We start from the raw sequence: 15,427 nt of genomic DNA on the forward strand, positions 1-15,427 counted from the left end.
AAAACCGATGACTCAGGAGAGGCGAATGAGCCAACTCGAACTGGAAACGCGTAGTCTGACTTTGGTGCGTTATCCTCAGGTGGCGGATAACTTTGCGCTACAGGCGTGGGAAGCCGCGGATGAATTCTTGCTGCGTGAACTCGCCATGATGGAAATCATTCCTGGGCCGCGTCTGATTTTTAATGACGCTTTTGGCGCGCTGGCTTGTGGTTTGCAGGCGCAATCACCTGTCAGCATCAGCGATTCTTACGTCAGCCAGTTGGCGACGCGTCACAATCTGGCGCTGAACGGTTTTCGGGAGAGTTCGGTAGAACTGCTGAATAGTCTGGAGACGTTGCCTGCCGATCCAGCGCTGGTGGTGATCAAAATTCCGAAAACCACGGCGCTGTTAGAACATCAACTGCGCATGCTGCGTAAGGTGATTACCCCGCAGACGCGTATTATTGCCGGAGCGAAAGCCCGTGATATTCATACATCAACATTACAGCTGTTTGAACGCATTCTGGGGCCGACCAAAACCTCGTTGGCCTGGAAAAAGGCGCGTTTGATTCACTGTGTATTCGCTGATTTGACAGTAAGTGAGCAACCACTGACTTTTGTTTGGGATTTGGAAGAGTACGGATATCGCATCCATAACCATGCGAATGTCTTTTCACGCGGTGGCCTGGATATTGGCGCGCGTTTTTTCATGCAGCACCTTCCACAGCGACTGCAAGGGAAAATCGTTGATTTAGGCTGCGGTAATGGGGTTATCGGGCTGACGGCCTTGTCGGTCAACCCGGAAGCGTTTGTCAGTTTCTTTGATGAATCCTATATGGCGGTGGCGTCCAGCGAAAGGAATGTCGAGGTTAACCGCCCGCAAGATAAAGACCGCTGCGGTTTCGCCGTGAATCACGGGCTGGCGGGTGTCGGGCGCGAGACATTACAGGCGGTACTGTGCAATCCCCCGTTCCATCAGCAGCAGGCGGTGACAGACGAAATTGCCTGGCAGATGTTTCTTGATGCCCGTCGTTGCCTTCAGATCGGGGGCGAATTACGCATTGTGGGTAATCGCCATCTGGATTACTTCCATAAACTGAAACGTCTGTTTGGCAACGTTGAGACCATCGCCAGCAACCCCAAGTTTGTGGTGCTGCGGGCGGTGAAAACGGCGGCGTCTGGTTAAATCATATTGTCAACGGGACGCGGCCAAGCGCGGATAAGAGGTCGCCGGATTGTTTGTTGTCGCGGGCGTATGTCATTATAATTCGCCCGATAATCAATCGAAGGTATCTTTTATGTGGATTGAAGAGTTGGAAACGCGGCTGGAAGATGCATTGCAGACGCTGGAGCAAAGCGTTCAACAGCAGCAATATCAGTGGCGACACGACTGCCAGGAATTGCAGCAGCAACTGTTACTGGCTAAACAGCGTGAAGCACAACTTTCTTCCCAGGTTGAGCAATTGCTGGCGCAGTTGAACGCGATTGATAGCTCGCCGGAACGTAATCCGCTGCTGCAAAAAGTCAAAATGATCGGCGCCCACCTTGACGCTTTGGCCAGGGACGCCGAGGCATTCAACCGTTCGCTGCCATAACCCGCTTTAACTGGGTGGCGCGGCGGTTCAGGTTCTGCTGTGAAGTAACTCATCACCGGTTTAACGTAATTCTCTCTCTCCCTTACACAATTCCATCGAACCCTCCACAATTGCCGCAAATGTGAAGTTATTGCTTGCAGAGATTTACCCTTGCTCTAATTAACTGAAATTGCCGGACCTATACTTTATCCCGATAGCACGACAACGGTCGTCAATAAGTCAAACCTGAGTGAGGGATATAATGATGCGTAAATTAACCGCGATGTTGGTGGCTTCTTCTCTGGCGTTGAGTACGGTGGGTATTGCCCAGGCGAATGAAGCGCCTAAAGGTCCAATGCCGGACGCCAGAATGATGAAAGACGGAAGAGCACATCATGGTATGGAAATGGAAAAGATGTTCAACGGGCTGAATCTGACCGAGGCGCAGAAACAGCAGATTAAGGAAATTAAAGATGCGGCTCACGAAAACAGGCGTAAAGCCATGCAGGATGAACGCCGCGAACTGCATAGCTTGGTTACATCGGATACCTTTGATGCGGCAAAAGCGCAGGCGCAACTGGATAAGGCGGATGCAGCGCGCAAAGCCAACATGCTGAGCGCATTGGAAACGCAGAATAAGATTTATAACATCCTGACGCCTGAGCAGAAGAAACAATACAATGAGAATTATGAAAAACGACTGACTCAACAGCCTAAACGCGGTGGTATGGAAAAACCGCCTGTCGAGTAAATTGTTCTCATTGCTAAAGACTGCCGGATCTCTCCCTTGCTTCGTGTTGTACTGCGATGGAGAGGTTCGGCGGTTTTGTTGGTTAAGACTCCTGGCTGGCGGCAAAAACCGCGTGAGCGCTTCGTGCGCGGATTTTTCATCCCTATCTTGACCTTCCCCTTACTGGAACGTCTACTCTCAAAGAGAAATTTGACTGGCGAATAAGAGGTTGCGATGAAAAAAGTGAATCTGTTAATTACGGCGGCCTTACTGTCGCCGCTCTGGGCTTTTGCTGCGGATAATGCTCACAGTGGGCATGGCGCCGGGGATGATACGGCGTCATCTCAACAGGCTTACAAGAAAGGGATGGATGAGATGCATACCCGGATGATGGAGGGGATGCAGTCCAGTGATCCCGATGTTGCTTTCGCCAAAGGCATGATAGCCCACCATCAGGGGGCGATTGACATGGCGAAGACCGAGCTCGAATATGGCAAAGACCCGGCGCTACGTAAGTTGGCCGAGGCGATTATCAAAGCGCAGCAGCCGGAAATCGATCAAATGCAGGCCTGGTTGGAAAAGCACAATAAGCCCTAATTCATTCTGTGGCTGGCTGATTGGGTTTTACCTTCAGAAAAAATTTAGTGACATTTTTCACAAAATAAAATTCAGCGACAGCTTTCCCCCGCATGGGCTTGTTAGAAATGGGGCTACCAGAATTTTATGGGCGAAACCGGGATCAAACAGCGTGTCACCCGCTGTTTGATCCCGGTTCTTTTGAGTTTTTTACCTGCTGGCACCGCTGATGACTATCGGACCTGTCGGTATCTAGCCTAATCCGTCAGCCTTCGCTCGATCCGGGGCGTTGTTGGGCACCAAAGAAAAAAACTCAAGGCGCTGGCGCGCCATATGTTGAATATTGAAATTCAGGATACGCGGTTTCTGGTGCCAAGCGATCACATTAACTTTGCGGTCAATCGCCATAAAAAACATGAAAATCCCTAATCTGGATCGCCACAGGTTTAACAGACACCTCAGAGTTATTTTTTTAGCTTAAAAAGAAGTGCCCAGAGCGGTAAGCGCCCTCCTTAAGAGTTCAAAATTGAATCGGTCAAACAGATTGTTGATCGCGGCCATTCGGTTTCCAGTGTGGCAGCACGCCTTGATACCACCACCCACGGTCTTTATGCTTGGGAAAAGACAATGCCTGCGCAGGAGGCTTCTTTCCTACGCTGAAAGTAGAATGTTTCCACGTTGAGCACTTTGCCAACCGGGAAATAATGCGAACAGCAGTGTTTGATTATATCGAGTGCGATTACAATCGCTGGTGTCGCCACAGTGCTTGAGGCGGACTAAACCCGGAACAACTTGAAAATCAGAACCTCGCTTAGGGTCGTGTCCACATTATGTGGGTAGGATCAATTCAACACGCGGGAGGAGATGAAATCGGCGATATTTGAACATATTGAGATTGATTACAACCGGCATCGGCGACATAGTGCCAATGGCGGGCTGGGCCCGGTGCAATTTAAGGAAAGAAACCTCGCTTAGGGCTGTGTTCATTGTTGCCGGGCAAGATCATTTTTCTATTTCATTTAGGCTGATAAAAGCCATTTCACGTTTTTCTGTTTTGAAAAGACGGATCTTTGCCAGAGGGTGAGGGGCGTTCCATTCATCTAGGCGTAAAAGTTCGTTAAATATGGTGCGGAAGTATGCTAATTCCGGATTCATCGTGCGAGGTGTAACCTGTCTTACGGTTTCAGAACGGGCAAGTTCTCCGCTTAAAGGTTTCTCGCGGTAGATAGAAAATAACCGGCCATTGAATTCTGTTGCTAATAGTTTTCCCATTTTTTTAGGCGTAGGTCATGGCACTTTTTCGGGTTTCCCCATTTTGAGAGTAACGCCATGCGCACGAAATTTGATATCAACCAGATCGGCCGGGGTTCTTTTATCTTGTTTTCACCCAGCCAAGGTTTGTTCTCTGATTCGTCTTTGATGTAGCGCTCATAGGCCAGCGCTTCACCTTTGGTGGTAAATTGCTCGCGTATGCGCTTACCATCACGGTCATTGGGAAAACACTGTAATAGCCACTTTCCTGATGGTTGTTTACTTATTGCCATGTAGCCCCTGTTAGCTGAAAACTGTATTTTTTCTGTATATAAAAACAGTGGTCAACATTTGTAAGTATTAGAAATAAACATAGGCTTTGTATTTATGTTAAAGGTGATTAAGTTCAGGGATAACTCGCTATAATCAATTACCCTAATTTCCTCTATCATTCATTTTCTTTATGACACTTAGAAGGAATCATCTCTTTAAAATGAGTAATAATTGATTGAATACTCGGTGGTTGTGCTGTATTTCCTGAAAATGCAGAGTCGACAGACATATTCCAATCTTTAAATACATTTATGGCATCTTCCTTAGACGCCGTAGAACCATATATCTGTAAGAAAATTTGGCCAAACATCAAAGCATGTTGGCGATCTTTTCTGCGAATTGATTCGTGTGTATACCTACGGGCATTACTAAAACATAGGTAAGAAAGCCATGATAATAGCCCAATACCTAATAGGCCACGAATAAATAGGTAAAACAAAGATACTTTATTTATATTTTCATTGTTTAATAAAAAATTTAACCCATTATTGAAAGTAAAGAAGGCGGCAATTATAGCACCAGCACAAGAGATGGCACCAAATATAGACCATCTATTTGACATTTTTATAAAGAAACCATCATCATCGTTTAATTTTTGTTTTACTTCTTCTACATAGTTAGGGATTTTTTCATCAATTCTTGTTTGTTGTAATGAACCTTTTAATGTTTTATTTTCCTCTTGCTGTTTGTTAATTGTATTATCTTTATGAATTAATTCTCTTTTTAACTTTTCAATATCTCGAACTAAATTTGTTAGTTCATTAGGTTTTATAATCTCATTTTTATTGTTTTTAGATAAGTTATCCATAGCTTCTTGCCTAGCGCCGAATACTTCAGCTTGCGATAACATTAAGTCGAATTGATCATATTCACTTTTGATTAACATGTTTGTACAATCATTTATTGTATTCTGAGAAATTAACCCTTTTTCTTTTACGGATTGTAAATGTTTTAATCTTTTTATTATGTCTTGAGGATCAGGTTCTTTTTTCATAATGTAATTCCTTGTAAGACTAGATATTTTTAATTTCAACTTGAATTTTCGAGAGAATTTTAATTTCATCCAACCCACAATCAAACGCCATAACAACCCCGCTAACACGCACTTTTCCCACGGGGGTACGGGGCAGATCGCGGACGCTGACTTCACCTTCCATCTCACCAGCTATTTACCATCTGTTACTTCATCAAACCTTACGATCGGCAGTGTAGATGATATCCCCATCCAGGATAACGATCGGGTCTTGCAGGTCATCGGGCAGGAACGCCTTATCAAACATATAATAGTTTGAATCGTAAAATTTTCCATTAATCAGCTTCTGGCGGGGAATGTTAACAACGTCATTTTTCCCATCTTCATACATAGAGCCTTCACCAGTTGTTAGCCACTGTAGGGATACCTCGGTTTCTAAGACTCCCAGTATCACCCAGTCACAAGGAAAAATGTCACGCATGTAGCGCGTGGCTAAAATGCTTTTCGATCTTCCTAAGTGTCACATAAGGCTTGTCTGGTACTAAAGCCATATGCCTCTACAAGACGCTCAATAGCGCCACGCCCGCCGTTAGTAAAATTCATGTGATTCCAAAAGCAATCTCGGTATCTGCAAAGATTCCCAAATCGAACAAGTACCACCAAATATCACTACATATAGGATATTGCATTATGAGACCTAACATTACAATCACCATTCCTGAACCTTACCTGCCTTTAGCTGAGTATTTCCGCCGTACTACAATGGATAAGTCAACTGCCCGCCTCCTAATGATTAAAGATGGCCGTATGCCTATCAAATATAAAAGTGATGAAAAAGGCTTAGTAGAAATCAACATGGCCGCACTCACTGTTCAAATCCTGGCAGATTGCAAAATTGTACTTACTGTCTGATTGCGATTCTGAGAGAGATAACAGGGGGTTGCCATGTTTGATTATCAAATCTCTAAACACCCACATTTTGATGCTGCTTGCGCTTTCTGTTGAAGCCCGGTTCTAATTAACCCCGATGATGGCTGCAGCCGTGGATGTAATGAGTTCGTGCGCTATGCCGGGTTTAGTGTGAGGGGGAAATAGTGATGCAACATAACCCAGAAATATGGCTGTAAGCTGCTGATGATGCCGTGAACAGCTTTTTATCTCAGACTCCCGCGCAACGCGAGGCCGGTAATGATCACGGGTATTGCAAGATTAGCGTTTTGTCGTCACTGGAGGTGCTGGCCGATGCGGTTAGTTACCTCAATTACCCGCTGTATTAATTTATAAAAATCCACGCGAACTGACCTGTTCCCCGTTTATATCCATAGCAGACTAGTCAACACCAGTGCATCTTAGGGTTATACGACACAATCACCCACATGACAAAATCGGCGCTACACCGTACCCGCCTGCGGTTTCCGAGTCATAAACATTTTTCAGTTTTTGGTATCTAAAGAGGATCGAAAGAAAAACATAACCAACAGAAAAATAACAGTTTATTTAAATTTTGTTGAGTAGGTTTATCTAATCGCTGAATTTACACCATGTATTGAAGAATGGTTAAAAACCTATGTATTACAGTATGTTATATGACCGTCATAGACATTATGAAACTGAAAAAATGTTGCGCCAGTTGGAGTGAGGCTGATAACGGATAGCTGTTTGCTGCTGACTATTCTGTAAGCTAGAATGGCTGCATAATCTATGAAATTCATAATATGAGCAGGCCCCCCAAAAAAAGTCACCTATATGGCTAACGCTATGGCGATAGCCATGGCGCCAGTTCCTGCCAGTACGTTGGGGTATAGCGACATTGCATTAACCCATGCTGATACCAGTACTACATTATTACAAGTATTACCTGGATCGGTTGTATACCTGCCGATCGGTGATGCGACGGCCTATCTTAAGGCAATCACTGACCGTCTGAACTTCCACTTAAGAAATATCCGCTTGGAATGGGAATAAAAGCAGATACCCATCGCCATGGAAAAACAAAGCCCGTTCGTACAGAAGCATCTGGAGCGCGAGTTACAAAAGCGCATTACTATTGCAACAAAGTTTGTTGATGCGGTAAGGCTGGCGTTAAATGAAATCAGTGAAGATGATCTGCGCGGAAAGTAGTTTCCTTTGGACGTGCTGCTGCAAGCTTGCGATACACCGCCGAAGACTTTTTGTCATTCATTAACCAAACTCATTCACCAAAGAAAACTAGCTCTGAAATGATTAAAGCCAGTGCTGATGAAGTTAAGGCAATGATCCGAGCAGAGCACAAATCATTAGGACTAGACATCCCGGAATTTGATCGGGTTTCGTAATGGCGACTGTTTCAGTTCACTTGAAAGTGGAGCATCCAACGATTGCGAAGCAATATGCTTCTGCCTTGCAAGAGTGGATGAATAGCAAAGCTTTACCGTCAATTCTTGGAAGCGAAGGGCACAGGAAGATAACCCAAACTATGTGATTCTTATGTTTTTAAGATGCATATCAGACTACCCGATGAGCCACAGTGGAAGAGAGGTGTTCCGCAAGCCGCGCGAAAGTCGAACAGCTATCTTGCCTATGCTCGCCATTGGCTCAATCCAGATAGTTTTCAAGTGATAAGAATAATGAAGCCCAATGCACATGAACTGGCAAGAACATCATTTCTCGCCGAGTTAGAACGCCGAGCCGAGCAATTTCGGAAGACTTAAACCTGCGAGCAAAAGCATGTCTCTGCAATTTCCATAGTACAGTTGTGTCCTTGTGTTTTTTAGCAAGAATTTGGCCTATGATTGTTTTAGTAAATTTTGGCTTTGCTGCCACTGGCATTTAGATACTAAAAAGCCACCTGTTTAAAAGTGGCTTAATCATATGATTTTAAAGTGAAATTTTGGTGGCCCCTGTTGGGTTTGAACCAACGACCAATCGATTATGAGTCGACTGCTCTAACCACTGAGCTAAGGGGCCGGCTGGGCGACGATTATACGGTAATGTTCAGGGCAAGGTCTATAGTTGTTCAACTGTATGGCTGTTTTCTACTCAGGATAGCTTGTTGTTATTATTGTTAGATTTTGCGATAACAGCGGTAAACACGGCATCAAGGGTAAGTATGATTACGGATATTTTGGCACCCAATCTTCAGGTGGTTTTCTGTGGTATTAACCCAGGCTTATCGACGGCCCATCATGATTATCATTTCGCTAACCCCAACAACCGTTTTTGGAAAGTTATCCATCAGGCCGGATTCACCGAGCGTTTACTGATGCCCGAGGAAGAAATGCATTTGTTGGATACCGGATGTGGTATCACGATGCTGGTTGAGCGCCCGACTATAGAAGCAACGGAGTTGGCGAAAGATGAGCTGTTGCAGGGCGGTGAGGCCGTTATTGAAAAAATGACTCGCTACCAGCCACGGGCGTTGGCCGTTTTGGGTAAGCAGGCATTTAGTCTGGCATTTGCCACTAAAAAGGTAGCGTGGGGACGCCAGACGTTGACGATAGGCGAAACTCAGGTTTGGGTACTTCCCAATCCCAGCGGGTTGAACCGCGCAACGCTGGAATCGCTGGTATCGTCTTATCAGGCGCTTTATCAGGCACTGCATTTAAAGCAGACAGGTACCACTTGCGTCAGCCCGAAGGAATGCGGAAAGTAAAAAAATAACCCCGGCAGAGGCCGGGGTCATATAACAGCGTCACTGGCGGCGAATTAATTAATCATCCAGGAAGCTGCGCAGTACTTCGGAACGGCTTGGGTGACGCAGTTTACGCAACGCTTTGGCTTCGATCTGACGAATACGCTCACGTGTTACGTCAAACTGTTTACCCACTTCTTCCAGCGTGTGATCGGTATTCATATCGATACCGAAACGCATGCGCAGTACTTTCGCTTCACGCGCGGTCAGCCCCGCCAGTACGTCGTGTGTTGCAGAACGCAGGCTTTCCGAAGTGGCGGAATCCAGCGGTAACTCCAGCGTCGTATCTTCGATAAAGTCGCCTAAATGTGAATCTTCATCATCACCAATCGGCGTTTCCATCGAAATCGGTTCTTTAGCGATCTTCAGCACTTTACGGATCTTGTCTTCCGGCATCAGCATGCGTTCAGCCAGTTCTTCCGGCGTCGGTTCACGGCCCATTTCCTGAAGCATCTGGCGTGAAATACGGTTGAGCTTGTTGATAGTCTCAATCATGTGCACCGGAATACGGATGGTACGAGCTTGATCGGCGATAGAACGCGTAATCGCCTGACGAATCCACCAGGTCGCATACGTCGAGAATTTATAACCACGACGGTATTCAAACTTGTCTACCGCTTTCATCAGACCGATGTTACCCTCCTGAATTAAATCAAGGAACTGCAAGCCGCGGTTGGTGTATTTCTTGGCGATAGAAATGACCAGACGCAAGTTTGCTTCAACCATCTCTTTTTTCGCGCGGCGGGCTTTTGCTTCACCAATCGACATACGACGGTTGATGTCCTTGACCTGCTCAATGGTCAAGCCGGTTTCTTCTTCGATCTGACGCAGTTTTTGCAAGTTGCGCTTGATGTCGTCTTCTACATCATGCAGTTTCTCTGACCAGGGTTTTGCCATGGCAATCGCGGCGGCGAACCAACTTTCATCGGTTTCATTGCCGGAGAACAATGTGACGAAGTTTTTCTTCGGCATTTTGCATTGTTCAACGCACAGCTTCATGATCAGACGTTCCTGAGTTCGTACGCGATCCATCATGGAACGCATGCTGTTAACCAGGAAATCAAACTGTTTAGGAACTAAACGGAACTGCTTGAAAACTTCCGAAAGATTCAGAATCTCTTGTGCCGCTTTTGCATGATTACGGCCATAGGCTTTGATGATCTGACGGGTCGTTTCATATTGCTGACGCAATTCCGTAAATTTCTCACGGGCCAGCTCAGGATCGATGCTGTTATCGTCTTCGGTATCGTCATCTTCCTCATCATCGTCATTGTCCATTTCTTCGCTCGAAAGCTCAGAGCCGACATGAGTCGCAGTAGGCGCGATATCTTCTTCCGCATTCGGATCGACAAATCCGGTAATCAGGTCTGACAGGCGGCTTTCACCCGCTTCGACACGATCATATTGTTCCAGCAGGTAGGTAATCGCTTCTGGATACTCAGCAACGGAACACTGAACCTGATTGATACCATCTTCGATGCGCTTGGCAATATCGATCTCGCCTTCACGCGTCAACAGTTCAACCGTACCCATTTCACGCATGTACATGCGCACCGGATCGGTGGTGCGGCCGATTTCCGATTCAACGCTGGATAACACTTGAGCAGCAGCCTCTGCCGCATCTTCATCTGCGTCATTGGTGTTTTCTGCCAGCAACAGATCATCCGCATCCGGTGCTTCTTCCATCACCTGGATGCCCATGTCATTAATCATCTGGATGATGTCTTCGATCTGGTCGGAGTCGATGATATCTTCCGGCAGATGGTCATTGACCTCAGCATAGGTCAGGTAGCCTTGCTCCTTACCACGGGTGACAAGCAGCTTTAGCTGTGACTGCGGGTTTTGCTCCATAAGACGGTATCCACACTTCAGAGTATTTGGGTTGGTGTCGGTCGGCGTAGTTCGCCAACAATAGCATTAGGGTATTTTTCTTATCGCCGCGGCCCTTGTAGCGGCTCTTTGCAGAGCTCAACTCTGCTATTTATCGGCAATTAAGCCTCGGTAATCAGTTTTTTCTGGTCAAAGCCAGTTGCAACGACCAAAGTTCTTTTTTTTCTTTGGCGTTAAGCCCGTGCGTTCTCTCACGGGCAATCAATGTTTCCTGACGCTGTTTTAGCAGTTGATCGTAGAGTTCCGCCAGACTTATTCTGAATTTGTCGTCCAGTTCATCCTCTTCGATCATATGGTTCCAGGAAGCCATGGTTTCAAGCTGCTTGCGGTATTTACTGTCTCTGTATTTCTCAAGTAACAGCCCCATGCTCATACCGGGACTGGCGTTACAGGTTTTCACCAAATCCTGAAACAGAGACAAACCTGCTATCTTGCTTTCTTCAATACCTTCCAGAGCCAGTTCCGGCACTTCCGCCGCAAGCCTGGGGTTCTGCACTAAAAGCCCTATAAGTATACGCATAGTTGTGACTTTTAGCTGAGGTGGCTGATAGGACGGAGCCTGTTCTGCCACTTTTGGTAACAGCCTGTCCAACTGGCTGTCATCCAGAATCCCAAGTTTATTGCCAAGCTGCTGACGTAAATACAAACGCAACGTCTCCCCGGGAACCTGACCAATCAAGGGCAGTACCAGAGTGCTGAGTTTGGTTCGTCCGTCAGGCGAGCTCATGTCCACCTGCTGCTGCAACGTCTCAAAAAGAAACTGCGACAGCGGTAATGCCTGCTCCATCCGTTGTTCAAAAGCGTCCTTGCCTTCTTTACGAACCAGCGTGTCGGGATCTTCACCGTCCGGCAGGAACATAAAGCGTAGCTGACGGCCATCATTCAAATAGGGTAGCGCGGTTTCCAACGCACGCCAGGCTGCCTCACGTCCCGCACGATCGCCGTCATAACAGCAGACGACCTGGTCTGTGGCACGAAATAGTAACTGAATGTGATCGGCCGTGGTGGATGTCCCCAGAGAGGCGACCGCATAATCAATACCAAACTGTGCAAGGGCAACCACATCCATATATCCTTCAACCACGAGTAATCGTTTGAGCTCGGGGTGGTTTTGCTGCGCTTCATACAGACCATAGAGCTGACGGCCTTTATGAAAAATCTCTGTTTCGGGCGAGTTAAGATATTTTGGCGTACCGTCGCCCAATACCCGGCCTCCGAATGCAATAATCCGCCCGCGTTTATCGCGAATAGGAAACATGACACGTTCGCGAAAACGGTCGTAGGTGCGGCCCTGATCGTTAGTCACCAACATGCCCGCATCGTTCAATGTACTGCGATCGTCGCTATTGCGGCCGAAACGTTTTAACGCGTTATCCCAACCTGCTGGCGCGAACCCAATCGCAAAATGGCGAATCACTTCGGCGCTTAATCCCCTCTGCTGTAAATACTGCAACGCAGGGGCGCCAACGGATTGATTTAATGTTTGTTGATAGAACGCACCTATCTGTTCCATCAGAGCATATAAACTTTGTCGCTGGTGACGTTCAATCTGGGTTGGCCCTGTACCGCTTTCATACGGCACTTCAAGACCATGCATGGTGGCCAATTCTTCAATGCTTTCAACGAATTCGAGGCGATCGTAATTCATTAAAAAATCGACTGCGTTACCATGTGCGCCACAGCCAAAGCAGTGGTAGAACTGTTTCTCACCGTTGACGGTGAATGAAGGGGTTTTTTCGTGGTGAAACGGGCAGCACGCATGGTGATTTTTGCCCTGCTTTTTCAGTTTGACGCGTGCGTCGATGAGATCGACGATGTCGGTGCGAGCCAGCAGGTCATTAATAAATACGCGTGGGATTCGTCCAGCCATAAGCCCCTGTTTTTTAACTTATAAAATACAGTTTATAAACGACAACAAGCCGCGCATTCCTTTCGGAAGCACGGCCTTCGTATGCAACTGCTAAGTCTGCGGATTAATCACGCGATGGAGGAAAACCTCCTGAAAATTAATACAGACGAGTGCGGCGTGCGTTTTCTCGAGCCAGTTTCTTCGCATGACGTTTTACAGCGGAAGCTTTAGCGCGTTTGCGTTCAGTAGTCGGTTTTTCATAAAACTCACGACGACGAACTTCTGCCAAAACACCCGCCTTTTCACAGGAACGCTTGAAGCGACGCAGAGCTACGTCGAACGGCTCGTTTTCACGTACTTTAATTACCGGCATGTGCCTCTCACCTCAATAAATTCGGTTTGCCGCTGGCCTTGTGCCAGCCTTTTCAAAATGGTGCGGAATTCTACTGCAAATGGGATGCCTTTGTAAAGCGCCGTGGCGACTATAAAATACCCGGCGCTTCGTCAGCGTAGAAACCAGGGCGCTTATGGTAGACTATCTGCGGCATGAAGCAAGCCGCATCAAACGAGAGTTTTTACGTAATAAAAGTTGGGAATAGCAATGCGTGTATTGGGCATCGAAACATCTTGTGATGAAACCGGGGTCGCCATTTATGATACTCAGTCCGGTTTACTCGCCAATCAACTCTATAGCCAGGTAAAACTGCATGCCGACTATGGTGGCGTAGTGCCTGAACTGGCGTCACGCGATCATGTGCGCAAAACCGTGCCGTTGATCCAGGCGGCGTTGCTTGAGGCTGGGTTAAAGGCCAGCGATGTTGATGGTGTGGCGTATACCGCAGGCCCTGGGTTGGTTGGCGCATTGCTGGTTGGCGCAACCGTGGGACGGGCGTTGGCGTTTGCCTGGAATGTGCCTGCGGTTCCGGTTCATCATATGGAAGGACACCTGTTAGCGCCGATGCTGGAAGATAACCCGCCTGAATTTCCGTTCGTGGCACTATTAGTTTCTGGTGGTCATACACAATTAATTAGTGTGACAGGGATTGGTGCGTATCGACTGCTCGGCGAGTCGATCGACGATGCGGCGGGGGAGGCATTCGATAAAACGGCAAAGTTGCTGGGGCTGGATTATCCCGGCGGGCCGATGTTGTCGAAAATGGCGCAGGCTGGCGATGCCTCGCGTTTTACGTTCCCGCGGCCAATGACCGATCGACCTGGCCTGGATTTCAGTTTCTCCGGCCTCAAGACGTTTGCCGCTAATACCGTCCGAAATAACGTTGATAATGAGCAGACGCGTGCGGATATTGCACGCGCATTTGAAGATGCGGTTGTGGACACGCTGTCAATCAAGTGTCGTCGGGCGCTGGATGAAACCGGCTTCAAACGTCTGGTTATAGCCGGTGGAGTGAGTGCCAACCGTACGCTGCGTCAGCGTTTGGGGGAAATGATGGCGAAGCGCGGCGGTGCGGTATTTTATGCACGGCCTGAATTTTGTACCGATAACGGCGCGATGATTGCGTATGCCGGTGTTGTGCGTTTGCAGCATGGACAAAGCCGCGATCTCAGTGTTTCTGTACGCCCTCGCTGGTCATTGGCTGAACTGCCTGCCGTGTAGACGATTATCACCAGCAACCTGTGTTGCTGATGATGTAACAGCGTTGATTTAGAAAAAAATTGTGGAGGGCTGCGGCGGTTTCCTGTGATTAAGCACGTTATAATTCTTGCTCGAACAAAACCAGAATCGCTTCGTAGAGTTGCTTAACGCTGAAGCCCCTGGCTGGTGTTGTGAATATGGTGTCATCACCGGCAATCGTGCCCAGAATGCCTTCTGACTTCCCCAGGGAATCGAGCAGGCGGGCAATCAGTTGAGCTGCGCCCGGGCTGGTATGGATCACCACAACGGCGTCATTGTAATCAACATCCAGTACCAGGTTTTTCAACGGACTGGTCGTGGTTGGCACGCCCAATTCCGCTGGCAGACAGTACACCATTTCCATTTTGGCGTTACGGGTACGAACCGCGCCAAATTTAGTCAGCATGCGTGAGACTTTGGATTGATTAATATTTTCAAATCCATCATCTTGTAAAGCCTGCACAATTTCACTTTGAGAACTAAATTTTTCTTCTTTCAGCAGCGCTTTGAACGCTTTAACTAAATCTTCTTGTTTTGTCGAATTGCGCATTCTGCACCGGATTAGGATAATTGTTGGTGTTGCCATTATGCAGATAAGTGAATTTTTATGCAATAAAAATGCCTATAACTTCATTGATTGACCTCAGTCGACATCATTTCATGAGATAATTAAAATACATTGCGCAGACGGTCTGAGAAATGTGTCGCTCATCACATAAAAGTAAATAAAATGTTATCAAAATGATGGTGTTTAAATATCGTCAACGGTTGTAATGTAGATGTCCAGTTAATCAGTAGTAAATGTGCAGTGAGTTATTAATCCAAAAGTCCATTAACTTTACTTACCTTTAAAATACGTTGCCGCTTTTGATTTATTATTAGTAACATAGTGCATTTTTTCGTTTCTTACGACTCATGCTGAGAAGTGGGTAGCTGGTGTAACTCTCTTTTCCTCGCATTGTGTTTATA

General features: G+C 46.9%; 18 protein-coding genes, 1 tRNA gene and 4 pseudogenes. 13 read left to right on the forward strand and 10 right to left on the reverse strand.

Annotation, left to right across the window (positions count from 1 at the left end; all coding sequences use genetic code 11):
• Positions 1 to 25: 25 nt before the first annotated feature.
• The 4 genes from rlmG (at position 26) to copM (ending at position 2,880) form a co-directional block, all read left to right on the forward strand.
• Positions 26 to 1,165, forward strand: a complete 1,140-nt coding sequence (gene rlmG / locus EH207_RS02205) for a 23S rRNA (guanine(1835)-N(2))-methyltransferase RlmG (RefSeq protein WP_137712545.1) — start codon at positions 26 to 28, stop codon at positions 1,163 to 1,165.
• Between the two features lie 112 nt (positions 1,166 to 1,277).
• Positions 1,278 to 1,574 carry an MbeD/MobD family mobilization/exclusion protein gene (locus EH207_RS02210; RefSeq protein WP_137712546.1) on the forward strand — a complete coding sequence of 99 codons (297 nt, stop codon included), beginning with the start codon at positions 1,278 to 1,280 and terminating at the stop codon, positions 1,572 to 1,574.
• Between the two features lie 244 nt (positions 1,575 to 1,818).
• A complete protein-coding gene (spy, locus tag EH207_RS02215; protein WP_137715231.1) occupies positions 1,819 to 2,304 on the forward strand; it encodes an ATP-independent periplasmic protein-refolding chaperone Spy in 486 nt (161 codons plus the stop codon).
• Between the two features lie 213 nt (positions 2,305 to 2,517).
• Complete coding sequence (gene copM / locus EH207_RS02220; protein ID WP_137712547.1) at positions 2,518 to 2,880, forward strand: CopM family metallochaperone; 363 nt, start codon at positions 2,518 to 2,520, stop codon at positions 2,878 to 2,880.
• Positions 2,881 to 3,111: 231 nt separating this feature from the next.
• Here the strand turns inward: copM and EH207_RS18065 are convergent, their stop codons facing one another.
• Positions 3,112 to 3,276, reverse strand: a complete 165-nt coding sequence (locus EH207_RS18065) for a hypothetical protein (protein WP_175413622.1) — start codon at positions 3,274 to 3,276, stop codon at positions 3,112 to 3,114.
• A 108-nt stretch (positions 3,277 to 3,384) separates the two neighbouring features.
• Here EH207_RS18065 and EH207_RS02225 point away from each other — a divergent pair.
• The 3 pseudogenes from EH207_RS02225 to EH207_RS02235 all read left to right on the forward strand — a co-directional run.
• Positions 3,385 to 3,483, forward strand: a pseudogene (locus tag EH207_RS02225) (hypothetical protein); the annotation flags it as partial.
• Positions 3,483 to 3,629: pseudogene (locus EH207_RS02230) on the forward strand (IS3 family transposase); the annotation flags it as partial. The pseudogenes EH207_RS02225 and EH207_RS02230, both read left to right, overlap by 1 nt.
• 82 nt (positions 3,630 to 3,711) lie before the next feature.
• Positions 3,712 to 3,834: pseudogene (locus tag EH207_RS02235) on the forward strand (IS3 family transposase); the annotation flags it as partial.
• 27 nt (positions 3,835 to 3,861) lie between these two features.
• Here EH207_RS02235 and EH207_RS02240 read toward each other — a convergent pair.
• The 4 genes and pseudogenes from EH207_RS02240 to EH207_RS02255 form a co-directional block, all read right to left on the reverse strand.
• Positions 3,862 to 4,131, reverse strand: a complete 270-nt coding sequence (locus EH207_RS02240) for a phage integrase (RefSeq protein ID WP_137712549.1) — start codon at positions 4,129 to 4,131, stop codon at positions 3,862 to 3,864.
• Complete coding sequence (locus tag EH207_RS02245) at positions 4,116 to 4,403, reverse strand: hypothetical protein (RefSeq protein WP_137712550.1); 288 nt, start codon at positions 4,401 to 4,403, stop codon at positions 4,116 to 4,118. The genes EH207_RS02240 and EH207_RS02245 overlap by 16 nt, the downstream gene beginning before the upstream one ends.
• 155 nt (positions 4,404 to 4,558) lie before the next feature.
• Positions 4,559 to 5,437 carry a hypothetical protein gene (locus EH207_RS18295; RefSeq protein ID WP_246048924.1) on the reverse strand — a complete coding sequence of 293 codons (879 nt, stop codon included), beginning with the start codon at positions 5,435 to 5,437 and terminating at the stop codon, positions 4,559 to 4,561.
• Positions 5,438 to 5,456: 19 nt separating this feature from the next.
• Positions 5,457 to 5,935: pseudogene (locus tag EH207_RS02255) on the reverse strand (helix-turn-helix domain-containing protein); the annotation flags it as partial.
• 171 nt (positions 5,936 to 6,106) lie between these two features.
• On the opposite strand from EH207_RS02255, the gene EH207_RS02260 reads away from it, so the two are divergent.
• From EH207_RS02260 to EH207_RS18530, 4 genes are all read left to right on the forward strand, one after another.
• Positions 6,107 to 6,328, forward strand: coding sequence for a regulator (locus EH207_RS02260; protein ID WP_137712551.1), 222 nt, complete (start codon positions 6,107 to 6,109; stop codon positions 6,326 to 6,328).
• 846 nt (positions 6,329 to 7,174) lie between these two features.
• Positions 7,175 to 7,381, forward strand: coding sequence for a hypothetical protein (locus EH207_RS02265; RefSeq protein WP_137712552.1), 207 nt, complete (start codon positions 7,175 to 7,177; stop codon positions 7,379 to 7,381).
• A gap of 18 nt (positions 7,382 to 7,399) precedes the next feature.
• Positions 7,400 to 7,537, forward strand: coding sequence for a hypothetical protein (locus EH207_RS18070; RefSeq protein ID WP_175413623.1), 138 nt, complete (start codon positions 7,400 to 7,402; stop codon positions 7,535 to 7,537).
• A gap of 356 nt (positions 7,538 to 7,893) precedes the next feature.
• Positions 7,894 to 8,106 (forward strand): type II toxin-antitoxin system YafO family toxin, encoded by a 213-nt coding sequence (locus EH207_RS18530; protein WP_342774139.1) that lies wholly within the window; start codon positions 7,894 to 7,896, stop codon positions 8,104 to 8,106.
• Between the two features lie 180 nt (positions 8,107 to 8,286).
• Here the strand turns inward: EH207_RS18530 and EH207_RS02275 are convergent.
• Positions 8,287 to 8,362, reverse strand: a tRNA-Ile gene (locus EH207_RS02275).
• A gap of 142 nt (positions 8,363 to 8,504) precedes the next feature.
• Here EH207_RS02275 and mug point away from each other — a divergent pair.
• A complete protein-coding gene (gene mug, locus EH207_RS02280; RefSeq protein WP_137712553.1) occupies positions 8,505 to 9,047 on the forward strand; it encodes a G/U mismatch-specific DNA glycosylase in 543 nt (180 codons plus the stop codon).
• A 57-nt stretch (positions 9,048 to 9,104) separates the two neighbouring features.
• Here the strand turns inward: mug and rpoD are convergent, their stop codons facing one another.
• The 3 genes from rpoD to rpsU form a co-directional block, all read right to left on the reverse strand.
• Positions 9,105 to 10,937: an RNA polymerase sigma factor RpoD gene (gene rpoD, locus EH207_RS02285; RefSeq protein WP_137712554.1), complete on the reverse strand. Its 1,833-nt coding sequence runs from the start codon at positions 10,935 to 10,937 to the stop codon at positions 9,105 to 9,107.
• A gap of 154 nt (positions 10,938 to 11,091) precedes the next feature.
• Positions 11,092 to 12,846 (reverse strand): DNA primase, encoded by a 1,755-nt coding sequence (gene dnaG / locus EH207_RS02290; protein ID WP_137712555.1) that lies wholly within the window; start codon positions 12,844 to 12,846, stop codon positions 11,092 to 11,094.
• A 136-nt stretch (positions 12,847 to 12,982) separates the two neighbouring features.
• Positions 12,983 to 13,198: a 30S ribosomal protein S21 gene (gene rpsU / locus EH207_RS02295; RefSeq protein ID WP_001144069.1), complete on the reverse strand. Its 216-nt coding sequence runs from the start codon at positions 13,196 to 13,198 to the stop codon at positions 12,983 to 12,985.
• A gap of 228 nt (positions 13,199 to 13,426) precedes the next feature.
• Between rpsU and tsaD the strand changes: the two genes are divergently transcribed.
• On the forward strand, positions 13,427 to 14,440 hold the full coding sequence (gene tsaD, locus EH207_RS02300) for a tRNA (adenosine(37)-N6)-threonylcarbamoyltransferase complex transferase subunit TsaD (protein ID WP_137712556.1): 1,014 nt from the start codon (positions 13,427 to 13,429) through the stop codon (positions 14,438 to 14,440).
• Between the two features lie 97 nt (positions 14,441 to 14,537).
• Here the strand turns inward: tsaD and argR are convergent, their stop codons facing one another.
• A complete protein-coding gene (gene argR / locus EH207_RS02305; protein ID WP_013316302.1) occupies positions 14,538 to 15,008 on the reverse strand; it encodes a transcriptional regulator ArgR in 471 nt (156 codons plus the stop codon).
• Between the last annotated feature and the right edge of the window lie 419 nt (positions 15,009 to 15,427).

Source organism: Brenneria rubrifaciens, assembly GCF_005484945.1.
In the GTDB taxonomy this organism is placed as follows: domain Bacteria; phylum Pseudomonadota; class Gammaproteobacteria; order Enterobacterales; family Enterobacteriaceae; genus Brenneria; species Brenneria rubrifaciens.

What these genes read in the sequence shown, in the direction of transcription:
- rlmG (WP_137712545.1), top strand. Translation starts at nt 26, where the DNA reads ATGAGCCAACTCGAACTGGAAACGCGTAGTCTGACTTTGGTGCGTTAT.
- EH207_RS02210 (WP_137712546.1), top strand. Translation starts at nt 1,278, where the DNA reads ATGTGGATTGAAGAGTTGGAAACGCGGCTGGAAGATGCATTGCAGACG.
- spy (WP_137715231.1), top strand. Translation starts at nt 1,819, where the DNA reads ATGCGTAAATTAACCGCGATGTTGGTGGCTTCTTCTCTGGCGTTGAGT.
- copM (WP_137712547.1), top strand. Translation starts at nt 2,518, where the DNA reads ATGAAAAAAGTGAATCTGTTAATTACGGCGGCCTTACTGTCGCCGCTC.
- EH207_RS18065 (WP_175413622.1), bottom strand. Translation starts at nt 3,276, where the DNA reads ATGTTTTTTATGGCGATTGACCGCAAAGTTAATGTGATCGCTTGGCAC.
- EH207_RS02240 (WP_137712549.1), bottom strand. Translation starts at nt 4,131, where the DNA reads ATGGGAAAACTATTAGCAACAGAATTCAATGGCCGGTTATTTTCTATC.
- EH207_RS02245 (WP_137712550.1), bottom strand. Translation starts at nt 4,403, where the DNA reads ATGGCAATAAGTAAACAACCATCAGGAAAGTGGCTATTACAGTGTTTT.
- EH207_RS18295 (WP_246048924.1), bottom strand. Translation starts at nt 5,437, where the DNA reads ATGAAAAAAGAACCTGATCCTCAAGACATAATAAAAAGATTAAAACAT.
- EH207_RS02260 (WP_137712551.1), top strand. Translation starts at nt 6,107, where the DNA reads ATGAGACCTAACATTACAATCACCATTCCTGAACCTTACCTGCCTTTA.
- EH207_RS02265 (WP_137712552.1), top strand. Translation starts at nt 7,175, where the DNA reads ATGGCGATAGCCATGGCGCCAGTTCCTGCCAGTACGTTGGGGTATAGC.
- EH207_RS18070 (WP_175413623.1), top strand. Translation starts at nt 7,400, where the DNA reads ATGGAAAAACAAAGCCCGTTCGTACAGAAGCATCTGGAGCGCGAGTTA.
- EH207_RS18530 (WP_342774139.1), top strand. Translation starts at nt 7,894, where the DNA reads ATGCATATCAGACTACCCGATGAGCCACAGTGGAAGAGAGGTGTTCCG.
- mug (WP_137712553.1), top strand. Translation starts at nt 8,505, where the DNA reads ATGATTACGGATATTTTGGCACCCAATCTTCAGGTGGTTTTCTGTGGT.
- rpoD (WP_137712554.1), bottom strand. Translation starts at nt 10,937, where the DNA reads ATGGAGCAAAACCCGCAGTCACAGCTAAAGCTGCTTGTCACCCGTGGT.
- dnaG (WP_137712555.1), bottom strand. Translation starts at nt 12,846, where the DNA reads ATGGCTGGACGAATCCCACGCGTATTTATTAATGACCTGCTGGCTCGC.
- rpsU (WP_001144069.1), bottom strand. Translation starts at nt 13,198, where the DNA reads ATGCCGGTAATTAAAGTACGTGAAAACGAGCCGTTCGACGTAGCTCTG.
- tsaD (WP_137712556.1), top strand. Translation starts at nt 13,427, where the DNA reads ATGCGTGTATTGGGCATCGAAACATCTTGTGATGAAACCGGGGTCGCC.
- argR (WP_013316302.1), bottom strand. Translation starts at nt 15,008, where the DNA reads ATGCGCAATTCGACAAAACAAGAAGATTTAGTTAAAGCGTTCAAAGCG.